16 protein-coding genes are annotated in these 15,995 nt (G+C 43.7%); 3 read left to right on the top strand and 13 right to left on the bottom strand.

Annotation, left to right across the window (positions count from 1 at the left end; all coding sequences use genetic code 11):
• From M3180_RS12400 to M3180_RS12365, 8 genes are all read right to left on the bottom strand, one after another.
• Entirely contained in the window at window positions 1-252 is a 252-nt protein-coding gene (locus tag M3180_RS12400; RefSeq protein WP_251667858.1) for a hypothetical protein, read from the bottom strand.
• 230 nt (window positions 253-482) lie between these two features.
• Complete coding sequence (locus tag M3180_RS12395; RefSeq protein WP_251667856.1) at window positions 483-1,094, bottom strand: hypothetical protein; 612 nt, start codon at window positions 1,092-1,094, stop codon at window positions 483-485.
• A 309-nt stretch (window positions 1,095-1,403) separates the two neighbouring features.
• On the bottom strand, window positions 1,404-3,014 hold the full coding sequence (locus tag M3180_RS12390) for a Na/Pi cotransporter family protein (RefSeq protein WP_251667854.1): 1,611 nt from the start codon (window positions 3,012-3,014) through the stop codon (window positions 1,404-1,406).
• Window positions 3,015-3,344: 330 nt separating this feature from the next.
• Window positions 3,345-4,091: an ABC transporter permease gene (locus M3180_RS12385; protein ID WP_251667853.1), complete on the bottom strand. Its 747-nt coding sequence runs from the start codon at window positions 4,089-4,091 to the stop codon at window positions 3,345-3,347.
• Between the two features lie 12 nt (window positions 4,092-4,103).
• Window positions 4,104-5,030 carry an ABC transporter ATP-binding protein gene (locus tag M3180_RS12380; protein ID WP_251667851.1) on the bottom strand — a complete coding sequence of 309 codons (927 nt, stop codon included), beginning with the start codon at window positions 5,028-5,030 and terminating at the stop codon, window positions 4,104-4,106.
• 36 nt (window positions 5,031-5,066) lie between these two features.
• Window positions 5,067-5,483 (bottom strand): DUF3021 domain-containing protein, encoded by a 417-nt coding sequence (locus tag M3180_RS12375; RefSeq protein ID WP_251667849.1) that lies wholly within the window; start codon window positions 5,481-5,483, stop codon window positions 5,067-5,069.
• Window positions 5,473-5,934 (bottom strand): LytTR family DNA-binding domain-containing protein, encoded by a 462-nt coding sequence (locus M3180_RS12370; protein ID WP_251668050.1) that lies wholly within the window; start codon window positions 5,932-5,934, stop codon window positions 5,473-5,475. Before M3180_RS12370 ends, M3180_RS12375 begins: the two co-directional genes overlap by 11 nt.
• A gap of 186 nt (window positions 5,935-6,120) precedes the next feature.
• The gene (locus tag M3180_RS12365) at window positions 6,121-6,798 is read right to left on the bottom strand and encodes a histidine phosphatase family protein (protein ID WP_251667847.1); all 678 of its coding nucleotides are present in this window, start codon (window positions 6,796-6,798) and stop codon (window positions 6,121-6,123) included.
• A 247-nt stretch (window positions 6,799-7,045) separates the two neighbouring features.
• Between M3180_RS12365 and M3180_RS12360 the strand changes: the two genes are divergently transcribed.
• Complete coding sequence (locus tag M3180_RS12360; RefSeq protein WP_251667846.1) at window positions 7,046-8,215, top strand: glycoside hydrolase family 27 protein; 1,170 nt, start codon at window positions 7,046-7,048, stop codon at window positions 8,213-8,215.
• A gap of 185 nt (window positions 8,216-8,400) precedes the next feature.
• On the opposite strand, the gene M3180_RS12355 is transcribed toward M3180_RS12360, so the two are convergent.
• The 5 genes from M3180_RS12355 to M3180_RS12335 all read right to left on the bottom strand — a co-directional run bounded on the left by M3180_RS12355 (window position 8,401) and on the right by M3180_RS12335 (window position 13,059).
• The gene (locus tag M3180_RS12355; protein WP_251667843.1) at window positions 8,401-9,234 is read right to left on the bottom strand and encodes an AraC family transcriptional regulator; all 834 of its coding nucleotides are present in this window, start codon (window positions 9,232-9,234) and stop codon (window positions 8,401-8,403) included.
• Between the two features lie 145 nt (window positions 9,235-9,379).
• Window positions 9,380-10,189 (bottom strand): phosphonate ABC transporter, permease protein PhnE, encoded by an 810-nt coding sequence (phnE, locus tag M3180_RS12350; RefSeq protein ID WP_251667842.1) that lies wholly within the window; start codon window positions 10,187-10,189, stop codon window positions 9,380-9,382.
• Window positions 10,190-10,203: 14 nt separating this feature from the next.
• Window positions 10,204-11,019: a phosphonate ABC transporter, permease protein PhnE gene (gene phnE, locus M3180_RS12345; RefSeq protein WP_251667840.1), complete on the bottom strand. Its 816-nt coding sequence runs from the start codon at window positions 11,017-11,019 to the stop codon at window positions 10,204-10,206.
• Window positions 11,012-11,791 (bottom strand): phosphonate ABC transporter ATP-binding protein, encoded by a 780-nt coding sequence (gene phnC, locus M3180_RS12340; protein ID WP_251667838.1) that lies wholly within the window; start codon window positions 11,789-11,791, stop codon window positions 11,012-11,014. Before phnC ends, phnE (M3180_RS12345) begins: the two co-directional genes overlap by 8 nt.
• Window positions 11,792-11,940: 149 nt before the next feature.
• Window positions 11,941-13,059 carry a phosphate/phosphite/phosphonate ABC transporter substrate-binding protein gene (locus tag M3180_RS12335; protein ID WP_251667836.1) on the bottom strand — a complete coding sequence of 373 codons (1,119 nt, stop codon included), beginning with the start codon at window positions 13,057-13,059 and terminating at the stop codon, window positions 11,941-11,943.
• 186 nt (window positions 13,060-13,245) lie between these two features.
• On the opposite strand from M3180_RS12335, the gene M3180_RS12330 reads away from it, so the two are divergent.
• Window positions 13,246-14,838: a bifunctional metallophosphatase/5'-nucleotidase gene (locus M3180_RS12330; RefSeq protein ID WP_251667834.1), complete on the top strand. Its 1,593-nt coding sequence runs from the start codon at window positions 13,246-13,248 to the stop codon at window positions 14,836-14,838.
• 179 nt (window positions 14,839-15,017) lie between these two features.
• The gene (locus M3180_RS12325) at window positions 15,018-15,917 is read left to right on the top strand and encodes an AraC family transcriptional regulator (RefSeq protein ID WP_251667832.1); all 900 of its coding nucleotides are present in this window, start codon (window positions 15,018-15,020) and stop codon (window positions 15,915-15,917) included.
• Window positions 15,918-15,995 lie beyond the last annotated feature (78 nt).

Raw genomic sequence — 15,995 nt, 5'->3', positions numbered from 1 at the left:
TTATTCTCCTTCGTAATAAACAAATTTCCTTGATCTGCTGCGATCTCGACTCGCTACAATCCGACCCTGCTTTACTAAAAAGTCGTATTGCTTGTTTTTGCTAATAATAAAGGTATCCTCGTCGCCTTTTATCTTAAATGTGCGACCATTAGCCTCCCTGTAGCTGGCAGTCACCTTTTTCACCCTTTTCTTACTTATGAGTACAATCATAGCAATGACGATGATGGCGAGTATCGCTATAAAGATATACACGTTCGCATCACACTCCTTTAGGTATAGTAGAGATTTCTATAAGTTTGCTATTATACTTTAAAGTATAATAGACAGCTGCGATATTTCACATCTAAAACGATGTCAGAACTGTAAAAAACTATGTGCTTTCACTGCAATTTAATATAAAGAAAGAAGCAATAGCAGCAAGCTTGATCCTTGGATCACCAGCCTGCGGCCATAGCTTCTTCATCGTTGTGCTGCTATGTCGATTATTTTCTTACCTTATGTATTTCCTTAATAAGAGAGCGTAACGTCTTACCGTTCATAACTTCCGCATATTCATCATCTACCGTTGAGAGCACATAGTAGTCATCGACAATATAATACGTACCGTAGCGCGAGAAGTAATATTTACCCTCGTGAGCGTCTTTACCTGCTCCTGTCGCTAGTATGAACCTCATCCCGTTTTTCAGCTCAGGCTCAAATCCAATAAACATCGCATTATGTGATAGATGAATAATATCCTCTGTTGGCTTGCCACTGATGACCTTCTCAACCGCCACTTCATATTGGACAAAGCTCGGCCGATGAGAAATAAGATTGATCTCATACTGCGGCAGCTGCTTGATGACCTTCACAATAACGATGGATTCTGCTTCCTGGGCAAGCTCAAGAAAGCTGCTTGGCATCACTTCTACTAGCTCTGGAAATGAATTGTAGGCAGGATATTCTAAGCGCAGCAGAGCAACTCGTTCAGGTGGCAGCATATCGTGCTCTTTCTCTAGCGACTTGTAAGTAAGGATGCTAGCGAACGCTACGAGCAATATTAACACAATGACTAGCCACAGCCACTTCTTCTTCGTGCTTCGTTTGCCCATCATGCTCACCCCATAAGTAAAGGATTGATTCGTCACGTCATGCTGTTCAGAGACCTAAGAAAACGGTCACCTCATTATACATGATACGCTTGCACTTTTATGTAAATAAACTAATGATCTTACTTAAGAAATTAAGCTATTAAAATAGACAGTACGCTAAGCTCATGCTCAACACAGCGATAGAAAAAAGCCGAAAGGATGCATCCCTTCGGCTTGTAACTAGCTCTATATATTTGCATATAAAGTAAGAAGCTGTAGCAGCATAGCTTGATCTTAGATCGCCATTCTGCTGCAACAGCTTCTCCAATACGTCTATTTAGACAATACAAACTGAGCAATATTTTTACTATGGTCACCGATTCGTTCTAAATTAGTTAACAGGTCGAGATAAATCGTTCCTGTACCGCCTGAGCATAAGTTCTGGTTCAAGCGATAAATGTGATTTTTACGGTACTCTGCCTCTAAATCATCCAGCTTAGATTCCAAACTCAGCACTTCCTCTGCAACCGCTGTATCATGATGTTCAAGTGCAATCAGAGCTTTTGTTACTGCTTCGTCTGCAACCTCCATCATAGTTCTAAGCTCGCCTTCCGCATCTGCGGACAGCTCAAGCTTATTCGTCAATCTGAACTCTGCTAATTCAACAATATTCTCAGCATGGTCGCCGATTCGTTCAAGATCACTAATCGTTTGAAACCATCCTGTAGCACTTTCAGACTCGCCTGGTGATAATCCTTTTTGATGGATTTTCATAATATAATCGGTAATTTTGCGATTTAATTCATTGACCAGATCTTCCTTCTGAAGTGCCTTCTCTGCGGATTTGGTATCCTTGTTAAAGAAGAATCCTGTTGCATCCTGAAGAGCCTGCTGAGCATATTGACCCATCCGTATAATTTCATGCTGTGCTTGGCCAAGTGCCATTGCCGGTGTCGCAAGAAGGCGATCATCAAGATAAATGGCTTTAAATTCAAGCTCGTCCGACTTGCCTCGTATCGCTTTCGTTACAATCCATGCTAATACCGGAATAAGCGGCAGGAAGATAAGTGTATTCACTGTATTGAACAATCCATGAGCATATGCAATCTGCATCCGGATATTCACACCTTCTCCAAGCCATAGTACAAGGCTATGTACTGGGTTTAGAAGAATCGTAAATATAGTTGCACCAACAACATTAAATATAACGTGGACAAGCGCTGTTCGTTTTGCAGCTACCGATGCCCCGATAGATGCTAATACAGCAGTAATCGTCGTTCCAATGTTATCTCCGAATAGAATTGGCAGGGCACCTCTTAAGCTAACCATACCTTCGTCCGCAATCGTCTGCAAAATACCAATCGTTGCGCTTGAGCTCTGTACGATCATCGTAAAAACAGTACCTACAACTAGTCCAAGAACCGGCATATGGGATAGTTCCACCATAAAATCAGTAAAAGCCTGCAGCTCACGAAGTGGCTTCAATCCACCACTCATCGTGCCAAGTCCTAGAAACAACGTACCAAATCCAAATATAATTTGCCCAATATACTGGAAACGTTTTTTGTTAATGAAAAACAAGAAAAATGCACCTACTGCGATAATAGGGAGCGCATAATTTTCAATTTTGATCCCGACAATAAATGCAGTCATCGTTGTCCCTATATTAGCACCCATGACAACTCCGATTGCTTGTCTTAATGTCATAAGACCCGCATTAACAAGTCCAATTGCCATAACGGTCGTACCTGTTGATGATTGGATCAACACAGTAACGGCTATACCGACAAGAACACCTAGAATTGGGTTGGACGTATACTTTTCAAGTATACCTCGCATTTTGTCACCGGCTGATTTTTGAAGCCCGTCCGACATGTACTTAATACCGAACAGAAATATCCCGAGACCCCCTACAAATTTGAACAACAAATCCTGCCAGTCCAATATATAAATCCTCCTCGATTTTTTTGTATTTACACATCCTTAATAATTTAGCATATTTATCGAGGAAGTTAAATTCACTTTTACGCTATAGTGCGACAAATTTTTTAAATTAGTACATAATTCATTCATTTCACTGGATATAACAGATCGAGAACCCTATGAAACACATCGCTTACTTTCTTTTCCTTAACAATTAATAGGTTGTCTTATTATGACGTTCAGTATTCTTGCTTAGACCTCAATATCTTATCTTCTCAGCATGCAGAACAGCCGGCAGAATATGTCTGCCGGCTGTTCATAGTAGCCTAACTCGATAAAGACCTATTTCTTCTATAATCCCTTCGAGGAATAACGCTTAAACAATGCGATTGCTCCTGCTAACCCAACTACGCCAATACCAAGCAGCAAAAACACCGCTTGCCATACCGTAGCTACATTCAAGCCAGAGCCATTTATCATCGCAGACTGCAATCCTTGTAGTCCCCAATACTGTGGAGTAAAACGGCCAATGGCCTGCACTGCATCTGGCAGCATCTCAAATGGGAACCATAGTCCGCCCAGTATCGCGCCCCCCATCGCAATGAGCTGTACAACACCAATCGCAGCATTCAAGCTACTAGCGATCATAGATAATGCCAGCCCAAGACCCGTCGCACAAATCGCAAGTGCTAAGACAAGGGCAATAACCGCTAGAACATTCCCGAGCTGCAAGCCGTATACCAAATACCCGAAGCCTAACAGAACGGTTGACTGAATTATGAGCACCAGCACATGTGGCAGCCACATACCGAGCAAGAAATGATACGGAGGCATTAAGGTTGAACGCAGCCTTGCCAGCATACCAGACTCACGGTCTCGTAAAAAGGACTGCACCATCGAGATCATAATGAAAAAGACAAACATTACGGTATAGCCGGGTATAATCTGTGCAATTGCTTCGCCTTGATTGTCAGATAGATTACTAAAGATTGCGGCAAAAATCACGATAAATAATATCGGAAGTGCGAACAGCCAAAAATAAGTGCTTTTATCTTTAAATATTAAACGTACTTCCTTAGCAAAGATAGAAATGATCACCGTAAACACCCCCTATTCATCTCTTAATGCTGCGCCAGTTAGCTTCATAAATACACTGTCGAGCGATGGCTGCTGTAGCTGAAGTGCACGCACACGATGCCCGCTTTGCAAAAGGTCATTCGATACATCATGCAGCAGCTGCAAGGCATTTTCACCTTCGATCAGCCAGCCTTTATTCTGTGCTTGGATGCGGCTTACGGCAGCTAACTCGCTTGGTGGATTCCAGCCATCTGCTTCGACATAGACAGCAGGCAAGGCATGCTGCTCAAGCACCTCATATAGTGGACCTTCAGCAACAATTTTTCCATGATCGATAATTGCCAGTTCATCACAGAGCGCTTCTGCTTCTTCCATATAATGCGTAGAATAGATAATCGTTGTTCCTTCCCGCTTCATCTGTCGGATCATCTCGAATATATGGTTGCGGGACTGAGGGTCGATTCCTACTGTTGGCTCATCCAGTACAACAAGCTTAGGCTTATGCAGTAACGCAGCAGCGATGTTTATTCTACGCTTCATCCCCCCAGAATACGACATCACCGGCTCATTCGCGCGATCAGTCAGACCGACCTTTTCGAGCACCTCAGAAATTCGTTCCTTAAGCTGGCTGCCATTCAGTCCATACATTTTGCCAAAGAAATGAAGGTTTTGGCGCCCAGTCAGCTGCTCATACAGCGTCACATCCTGCGGCACATAACCAACATGCTTCCCGATCAGCTCACGATTAGTAGCTAATGGCTGATCCAGTAGTGTAATACTGCCTTGATCGGCTTGAATAATGCCGGAGATGATCTTCATTAGCGTCGATTTCCCAGCACCATTCGGTCCTAGCAATCCGAAGCAGATCCCTTCCTTTACCTGAAACCCAATACGATCTACCGCAAGCCTTCCCGTACCATACGTTTTAACGATTTGGTCAACTTTGAGTACTGCATTCATCCTCTTCAACACCTCCATGATCTAGTGGAGCTTATTCTATTTCCTATCGATCGATTCATTCATTTCCTTCGTAAGTCGCCAGTAATAGTACGCATAGCCACACCAGAATATACCGTACACAACTATAAAGATAACGAATCCAATAAGTAAGGACTTCCATTCTAGTGAAAGCCATCCCGTCCAAAGAGCAATTGGCAAGAAAACAAGAAACGATAAGCTAAAATGAGTAATAACCATCTTTAGCGGGCTCCAGTTTACAAATTGAAATAGGAATGAAGCAGCACCATAATATGCTCCTATCAGCATACTGCCGAGCATATTTTTCCATATTTCATCTACAGGCGGGTTTATGTCCTTAGCTAGCAGCGCGGTTAAAGCTATGAATGTAAAAATTGCGGAAAAGCCGAGCCCGTTCATTATACGTGCAAGCACATCACTGAATTTAATGCTCATCCTTGTCACCTCCCAATACGAGACGCTTCTTCAATTCTGCAACATAGGCGCGAGATACATATTCCTTGTTGCCTGAATGATAGTGCACGCATAGATTGCCATTGAACATTAGCTCAAAGCGCGCAATACGCTCAATATTGCCGATGACGGACTTTGAAAAGCGCATAAAACGATAGGGAGCCAGCAGTTCCTCCGCCTCGTATAGCTTCATGCGCAGCTCTATTCTGTTGCTGCCCTGTGCTGCGAGCACTCGCCTATTTTCAGCATAGACGAAATCAATCTCCGCAGGCTCAAGCAGCACGGTTCGCTCATTCTCCACTCCCATAAGACGTCCGGTTGTAGCTGACTGCTGCTGAAGCTTGCTGACGATAGCGGCGAGTTCCTCCGTCCATTCCTTTGCTTGAATCGTAATGATTGTCTCCTCATGCTTGGCATCTACCTCGATACGCACCTTCAACGTCTTATCCCTCCTATTTAGTAAAATTATGTAGTAGCATCGATATTTCGGCTATATGAATCGTTTAACCTGCAGCATTTGCGGTATAACCTGTAGCTTTTGCTGCATGAACTCTGATAAACACGAAAAGACCCCTGCTCGAGGTCTACGTTATCAGTATTGATCTACTGCCAGTTCTACTTAATCCAATGAACCAGACAAGCTGTTGAATACGAGCACATTCGCCCGATCACCAGTAAACTCAAGCACACTAACGCTTGCATTTTTCACCTCGCCCTGATGCTCTGGATGATCAGTATACCGATCGAGCAATTGTCGAATGACGACGCCATGCGTAACAAGCAGCACAGCTGCGGCTTGATCGTTCACATCCGACAGCAATTGCTCAATGCCTTGGTTAATACGTGCTTGCAGCTGATCTGCATCTTCCGCATCTGCTGCAGGATCTGCTTGCTTCATAAAGGCGAGCACCTCACTCATCGAATGATGCTCGAATACCTCTCGACTCGTCTCGTATTGATAGCCATGCTGAGCAGCAACCTCCTTAACGATTCGGTCAACATGATCACCCTCAAAGCTTCCGAAAAACACTTCTCTAAACTGAGGCAGTCGGCATAGCTCCAGCGGGTCACGGTGCTTGTTCTGCTTAAGGATCAACTCTGCCGTCTCAATCGTTCTACCCAAATCACTTGTATATACACGGTCAAAGGCGATGTGAGACAAGCGCTCTCCTGTACGTATTGCAACTGCTTTTCCTTCTTCAGTTAATGGACTGTCTGCCCAGCCCTGCAGCTTATGATATCGATTCAAATACGTCTCTCCATGTCTGACGACGTATAGTTTTACTGTTTTACTCATGTCTTCCTCGCTTTCTTATGCAGTCATTCATTTCCTTTCATAGTTCGTCATGCAATGCTCACTATCCTTTACGATCGAGCCACTTCTACGAAATCTACCCATTCCCCCTCATGATTCGAAGCAACATCTCTCCATATGAAAGCAACGTCAAGCTATAGGACTAGAATATTGGCTTATGTTTTAATCTGAGTATCAAAGCTTATCTACTTCGACTTCATAAATGATAAAATGGAAAGGATGAATGAATGTGAATATTACGACTCAGCAGCTTGGACTTAAGCCCGCTATGGGCTGGAATTCCTGGAACACCTTTACTTGGGACATTAATGAACAGCTTATTCGTGACGTTGCAGACCGCTTTATATCCGAGGGCTATAAGGATGCGGGCTATGAATATATCGTTATCGATGATTGCTGGAGCTTGAAGGAAAGAGACGCAGAAGGGAATCTAGTCGCTGACCCGGAGAAATTCCCTAGTGGAATGAAAGCGTTAGCAGACTACGTGCATGAGAAAGGGTTAAAGTTCGGCATCTACTCATGTGTAGGAACGCATACTTGTGCTGGTTATCCTGGAAGCTTCGAGCATGAATTTCAAGATGCTAAGCTGTTTGCCGAGTGGGGCGTAGACTTTCTGAAATACGATTATTGCTTTAAACCAAGACATATTTCTGGTGAGCTGCTCTACAAGCGTATGAGCTTGGCGCTTAAAAATTGTGGTCGAGACATATTGTTCTCTGCTTGTAATTGGGGCGCAGACAATGTATATGATTGGATTCGTGAGTCAGGAGCTCATATGTATCGTTCGACAGGAGATATTCGCGACAACTGGGATTCGATTAAAGAGCTGGCTCTATCGCAGCTAGACAAGGCTAGCTATACTGGCTCATTCTGTCATAACGATATGGATATGCTAATCGTTGGGATGTATGGTGGCAGCAACAATGATTACATAGGCAGAATCGGGGGCTGTACAGATAACGAATATAAAACTCATTTTGCGTTATGGAGTATGATGGGCTCTCCACTAATGATGGGCTGTGATATTCGCAACGCTAATGAGATAACGAAAAGAATACTGTTGAACCCCGATCTTATCGCGATTAACCAGGACCTTGAAGGTAGAGGCGCTTACCGTATTAAGCCAGAACCTCAATGGTTCCATACCGATGAAGTTTTTATGCTAGTTAAGGTGCTAACAGATGGCGATCTTGCGATTGGCTTTTTCAATTTAAGTGACAGTCAGCGGGAAATATCACTGCAATTTTGGGATATCGGTCTCCCGTATGCATCGGGCATCTCACTTTCTCTATACGATTGCTGGGAGCATAAGGAGCTTGGCGTATTCAAGGAAAGATTCGCTCCTACCGTACCAGCGCATGATTGCTTAGTTGTACGAGCGAAGCTAGTTACGAAATGAGCAGTAAGCGAATCTGTACAAAGTGCAGTGTCCCGCTTATGACTGACGACGTTGCAATTTTCCTAAAGCTAATCTCTAGAACCTCGCAGAACTTTCTATGCATCGATTGTCTGGGCGTGAAGCTTAACTGCGGCCGCGAGCCAATCGAGAAGCTAATTCAATATTATAAAGAATCCGGCAAATGCTCACTGTTCCGTTAACCTGTCAGCAGAGCTGGAATGCAGCATCATATACTCCGAAGGCGTATATGATGTTGCTTTTTTAAATGCCTTTGAAAAGTAAAGCTGGTCCTTATAGCCGACAGAATAAGCGATCGACTTGATAGATAAGCTAGATGACTTTAACAATTCACTAGCTCTTTGAATGCGATAGGCTGTCAAATAGCTTAGCACCGACATCCCAGTTGCTGCTTTAAACAAGCGAAACAGATGGCTTCGGTCAATCTTAACGTTGTAGACGATATCTGAAACATTTATTGCCGAATTCCAATAATTATGATGAATGTATTGCTTCGCTAGACGTACGTGATCTGTCTGTTCCTGTTCTGCTTCCTTAGGATAATACTCCATATAATACGACAGAAGCAGACGCAGCTTCGCTTCTGCCCGCAAGCTTTGAAAATAACGCACATCACCTTCGTCTCCAATACGGTACCACGGCTCGAAATCGAAGCCTGCATTGGTGACAATAGGCTGCTCTGCGGTGAGCTCTGTCATAGATAGTAGATCGCCAGCTTCTTCGCCTTTAAATTCAATCCATACATATTCCCAAGGATCATGTGAATGAGGATAGTAGAATATTTCAGAGCCCGGAAAAATAATAAAGCTGTCTCCAGCTTGCAGTGAAAATGAGCCGTTCTGTGTCTCTAGTGTCCCTTTTCCACTCACAATATAATGCAGCGCAAAAACATCTCGTACACCCGGTCCCCATTTATGAAGATTAGGAGGCTTATAGCCACTGTTTATCCAGACTAATGATCGACTACCGTTACCCATGCGGTAGGGTTGAGATCTGCTCACTTGTACTGCCTCCTATTCTCCAATGGTATGAAGCATATGTTAGAAGACCTTTACACACCCTTCATAATAAAGAAAGCGTAGCAGATCAAGCAGCGATCATCAACCTGTCATCTAGCATAAGTTTGAACGATTATTATAGCCTTCATTATTCACCTCTCACTAGCTTTGCACGCAAATAGTTTGACATGAATTCAATCAGTAGAATTAATATAACTAGACCGATAAGAATCGCACCAACTTCGTCCCATTTGTAGCCTCTCATAGCGAAGATTAACGGTGCTCCAATTCCACCAGCACCGACAAGCCCTAATATAGATGCTTCTCTCATATTCATATCAAAGCGATAAATGATGACCGATAAAAAGATCGAAAATAGCTGCGGAACGATACCAAAGCGAATTTTTTCAAATGTGGTGCACCCGACTGAGGTCATCGACTCCAGCACGCGAGTATCGAGCTCTTCAATCGCATCTACATACAGCTTAGCTAGCATTCCGATTGAAGTAAGACCAACGGTTAGTACACCAGCAAAGGCTCCAGTTCCCGTCACACGAATAAACATTAAGCCATACACTAGGGCAGGCACGGTACGAATAACGATCAGCAGCAGCCTTGTTAGCCATGAAACAGGCTTAGGCATAATGTTAGAGGCTGCTAAAAATGCGAGAGGGATCGCTAATATCGCACCTACAATCGTGCCCAAAAATGCAATTGCTATTGTCTCAAGCAATAAATATAAAATACTTTGCTTTGAAAAATTTAAAAGCATATCCATATTCGGATGCGTTAATCCGTAAAGTATATTTTTAGCAATGGAAAGTCCGCCCTGCCCGATATTCTGAACGTTAACTGCTGTAAGTGACCATACAAATAAAGCTGCAACCATCATAGATATAACAGCGACATATAGTAGGTTACGAGGCGCAGCTGACAATTGCTTCTCGATATGATTCATTCCTTACCTCTCCCCTAGATTAGTTTTTTCCTAAAATGCTCACTTACTCTTTCGATGATGTATACGGTAATGATCAGTACGAGGATGAGCAAGCCTACAGCCTGGTAGTCTCGCCAGCCGAGCCCTTCCTGAATAAGCAGTCCAATCCCTCCCGCTCCAACATATCCGAGTATCGCGGCATATCTCACATTCCCTTCAAAGCAATAGAGAGAGGTAGAGATATAGCTTGGAAGCACCTGCGGAATAACCGCATAGCGAAACGCTTGGATTCGAGTCATTCCTATCGACTGCATCGCCTCAAAAGCACCCATATCTACCGTCTCGATCTGCTCATATAGCAGCTTGCCTACGTAGGAGACAGTAAACAGCAAAATAGCAACCGCCCCTGCCGTCGGACCAAGTCCAAAAATAAAGGTCGCAATAAGAGCCGTAACAAGCGTTGGCAAAGTACGAAGAATGCTGAGCAGCGTTTTGCTAACAACAGTAATAACCTTTGACTTCGTGATGTTTGAAGCTGCGGCTACAGCGATAGGCAAGGCAAGAAGTGCTCCAAGCAGCGAGCCTAGCAAGGACATTTTGATCGTATCGAGCAGCGGCTTCCAAACCTTAGAAATATAGCCCCAATTCGGCGGGATCATCGCTTTAACGATAATGAAAAACTCGTCTATTCTATCGATCAATACTTTGAAGCTGAAGCCAGTAAAGTTTGCAGATAGCAGCGTACATAGTACGAGAAATAATACGATGTATGGTATGAATGAACGATTCTGCAGCACGATTTTCCCGTTAGGCAGCGTAATTTTTTTAGGAGGAAAAAGTTTATTAAGCATATATCGCCTGCTCCTCTGCTTCTTGATTCGACTCCCACTTCCCACCGTATATTTCCTGCAGTACGGCTTGCGTCACCATCGATGCTTCGCCGTCGAATACAACCTTACCCTTGCGAATTCCGATAATGCGATCCGCATATTCCAGCGCCATCTCGACATGGTGAATATTCATAATGACCGAAATGTTCATCTCTTGATTAATTCGCTTAAAATCATCCATCACCACTCGCGCAGTGACTGGGTCTAGCGAAGCAATCGGCTCATCGGCGAGAATTATATCTGGTTGCTGTGCCAATGTTCTTGCCAGTGCAACACGCTGCTGCTGACCTCCAGATAATTGATCAACACGTACAAAGCTTTTGTCTAAAATGCCAACCTTATCTAAAGCCTCCAGCGCTTTTATTTTATGCTGCTTCGTAAATATACCTGTAACCTTCCTCCACATTGGAAGCTCCGGCACAAACGAAACGAGCACATTATTAAGTACGGTCGTGCGAGTAACGAGATTAAAGGACTGAAAGATCATCCCTACTCGACGGCGAAATTGACGAATAGACTTTCCCTTAAGCCGAGATACATCTACGTTATCTACTATTAACTTTCCTTTTGTAATATCGTGTATTCGGTTAATACATCGTATTAGCGTTGATTTACCAGCACCTGAGCGTCCAATAATGGCGACAAATTCGCCCTGCTTTATTTTAAGATTCACCTGAGTTAATGCATGGGTGCCATTTTTATACGTCTTCTCTACATCGATAAATTCAATCATCGGAGCGCTTCATCCCTTTAGCTATAAATTTTGAATAATAAAATGAGAACATCATGACATGACGATGTTCTCATTTTTGGTGAGATGTACTTTTGATTCATTCGCTTGTTTCATTCATTCGAATTAGACAAGCTGATCGTTCTATATAGCTAGTTCAAGCTGCGTATGAATTCCTGTGCTTTACGCTCACTGTCATAGTCGGAATCTTTTGCAATCTGATATCCTTCATGTGAGTAGATGGCAATGACTTGCTTTCCTTCTTCCGTCTCAGAAATCGCTATGAACGCTTCTTGAAGTGCTTTCTTCAGCTCGTCATTCATAATTGGTGAGTTTTTACTTACACTTACCGTATCGTTGTAGATCGGATCTGTTACACCGATAACGTTGGTTTGATCCCAGATGGAAGCAGTTCCGTTATAGTCCGTCGTCCACTTCTCTTCGTTATCACGGCGCGCATCAGCAAAAGCTACGACAATATCTACCTGCCCTACAGCTAGTCGTGCGAAGGATGTACCATAGGAATCCGCTGGTGTAACCTTCTGAAGATCGGTAATCTTCTTACCATACTTATCCTGCAGCCATAGCGTAGGATAGATATAGCCAGCAGAGGATGACGTAGACATAACCGACCAGTTTGCACTGTTCAGATCGTCCCAAGTCAGCTCCTCACCGTTGTTAACCTTCGCTGCTAGCTCTTGGCCTTTAGGAGAAGGGCCTGCAATAATTAATGAACGGTAGTAGGAAGCTTGTTTATCATCTAAGCCTGTAGTCGGCTTATTATCGTTCCAATCCTTAGCATTATCTGAGTCATTAGACAATGCCTTACGTGTTGACGTCAGGATAACCTCCGCTCCGTCATCGTACAGCGTATACGTCCCCCCTGGAATTAAGCCAACATCTGTCGTACCCGCACTAAGTGCTTCACCAACAGCCTCATAAGTCGTACCTACATCGATCTGAACATCGCCAACCTCATAGCCCTGCGTAGCAAGCTGACTAATCAATAATTGCTTTAGAGGCTCAGTCGTCGTAATAATTTCATCTGGATCCTTAGATGGAACAAAGCTTACCTTTAGCTTGTCAATGTTTATAGTTGGATCTTCAGCCGGCTTTTCACTCTCATTAGCCGAAGGCTGTGTTGATACCTGTGGTGATGGTTGGTTACTAGCGCCTGTGTTTGTATTCTTCGGTGTATTGTTAGCACCGCAGCCCGCTAGTAATCCAATAGTGAGCATTCCTACGATTAAAACCATGAGCCTCATTTTCATCTAAAATTCCTCCACTACTTTCTCTTTTTTATGCTCATTCGCATGCTTGAAGTATAGGGGAGTTTAGTTAATTCTATATAAAGATTAAGTTAATTTTTGGTAAATTTACGTTGGAAAGGTAATTTACTTGGCAGCATGTGATAGAATGTGCGTGTCTTATAATCTAGTTCGTAAAGGAAGATGAAAATGAGCAAATCTACATGCGAGCTTATTCTACTTGCAACAAGTGACCTTCATGGCTTCATCCTGCCTCGAAGCTATGCCGATCAACGTGAAGTTGGCTACGGGCTAGCACGAGTATCTAGTATCATTAAGCAACTGCGTCAAGACCATCCTTATACACTATTAATAGATAATGGAGATTGCTTGCAAGGGACACCGCTCACCTATTATCATGCCAAAGTTAATAGCAAGCGACCTAACCCAGTAATCGCCTGTATGAATAAACTGCGTTATGATGCAGCCGTACTAGGTAACCATGAATTTAACTATGGCTTGCCATACTTACAGCAGGCAGTCGATGCCTCTGCATTTCCTTGGCTGTCGGCTAACACGCTGGATGAGACAACTGGTCAGCCATTATTTAGGGAGCCGTATATCATAAAGCAGCTAGACAACGGACTACGCGTCGGCATACTAGGCTTGACCACCTCATATGTTCCGCATTGGGAGCTGCCTCAGCATATCGCTGGCATTCAATTTGAAGACCCAATCGAAACAGCTAAGCACTGGGTAGCTCATTTAAGAGAGGTAGGAGCTTGTGATATCGTTATCGTCTCTTACCATGGCGGCTTCGAACGAGATATCGAACATGGGAATGCTACCGAGCCATTAACCGGAGAAAATATTGGCTATGCACTCTGTGAGCAGGTGGGAGGTATCGATGTATTAATAACGGGCCATCAGCATCGCGCGATTGCGGATTGCTTCATTAATGGCGTATGTATTGTGCAGCCAGCAGCGGAGGGCCGCTTTCTAGGAAAAGTAACGCTACAGCTCGAGAAATCGGATAAACGCTGGCAATTGATCCAATGTCAATCCGAGCTGATTGAAGCAGCTATATACGAGCCTGATTCCGACATTGAGCGGCTCGTTGCAGAGGATGAGGCGTTAACACAGGCTTGGCTTGACCTGCCGCTTGGCTATGTAGATGGAGATATGCTAATCACTTCACCAGCAGACGCTCGTCTTACAGAGCATCCTTTCATTGAATTTGTGAACAAGCTGCAAATGCACGTTTCAGGGGCTGATATCTCCTGTACGGCGCTATTCGATAATGAAACGCCGGGCTTCCCCTCCCAAGTAACAATGCGTCATATCGTGACCAATTATATCTATCCGAACACGTTAAGAGTGATTCAGCTAGCAGGTCGTGATATTCGTGCTGCGCTAGAGAAAACAGCAGAGTATTTTCGGTTAGATGAGCGAGGAAACGTGGTCGTAAGTGAAGCCTTCCTACACCCAAAGCCACAGCATTATAACTATGATATGTGGGAGGGCATTGACTACACCTTAGACATATCAAGGGCGATCGGTCGAAGAGTAGTTCAACTTGAACGACATGGTGAGCCGCTTGCAGACGATCAGCTCTATGAGGTCGTCATGAACAACTATCGTGCTGGCGGCGGTGGCAACTATGAGATGCTTCAAGACAAGCCGATCGTAAAGGACATCTCTGTCACGATGGTTGAGCTGATCGCGAGCTATATTCAAGCACAGCAACATATCGAGGCGTCGGTGAATAACAATTGGCGTGTTACGAATGGTGCGGTTACATGAGTAACATACGGACGTAACAGACACGAGGATTGCAGTGAATCGTTATCCTCCGTATAATGAATAGAATCTAGTTAAAATTGGTAGTTAATTCTATTACGCTTGCAACTTATTTGTGCACAAAAAGTTGCTAAACAATTCTGCTTCTACTCTATACTTCATATTGAAAGGAGGGTGACGTAATGGAATGGCTTGATCGAATCAACTCGGCACTAGACTATATTGAAGCAAACCTAACAGAGGAGCTAGACTTAGCTGAGATCGCACGTAAGGCATGCTGCTCTTCTCATCATTTTCAAAGAATGTTTTCATTCATTACAGATGTGACACTAGCCGAATATATTAGACGTCGACGATTAACATTGGCCGCGCTAGAATTACAAAATAATCATACAATAAAGGTTATCGATATTGCACTAAAGTACGGCTATGATTCACCTACATCTTTCGCGCGTGCCTTTCAATCGATTCATGGGGTTACACCTGCCATGGCACGATCAAATGGCGTTGAGCTAAAGGCCTTTCCTCGTCTTTCCTTCCTTATTACGATTAAAGGAGCGGAAGCAATGAACTATCGAATTGAAGCAAAGGAAGCATTTCATCTATTTGGACATGAGGGGATATTTCGCACAGATGGTAGCGGTGAAACACCAGCACAGGTTTGGCAGAAATATCATGAAAACGGTACGATAGCGAAGCTAGAGGAGCATGCTGGCGATTTACCCCCCTTTGTTAGTAAGGACCTGTACAAGGTTCATGCGGTGTGCGGTTATCGCGATACGGAAAAGGATACCTTCCCTTATGCAATCTGTGCCTTCGAAAGCACTAATAGTCAAACAGCAGGCTATGACGTCATATCTATCCCAGCGCATACTTGGGCGATTTTCCCTTCAGAGCCATTTCAATGGGGACAATTCGATGAAGTCATTACAGAATTATATCGACGTGTATACTCAGAATGGCTGCCGACTAGTGGATATGAGCAAGTCCATGGAGCTCAGCTAGAGATTTATGGCAGCAAGGATGGGCAGGAATATATAGAGCTATGGTTCGCTGTTACTAAAGGTGCTGCCTCGATCTAACGCGATAGTCCAGAATACAGCTAACATTATATAAGTAGACATCCTATAAAAACCGGGCAGTTTCTGCACCGGTTTTTT

Source organism: Paenibacillus camelliae, assembly GCF_023715345.1.
Classification (GTDB): Bacteria; Bacillota; Bacilli; order Paenibacillales; family Paenibacillaceae; genus Pristimantibacillus; species Pristimantibacillus camelliae.
The sequence above is the reverse complement of the archived record's forward strand: the minus strand, read 5'-3'. Positions and strand labels throughout refer to the sequence as shown.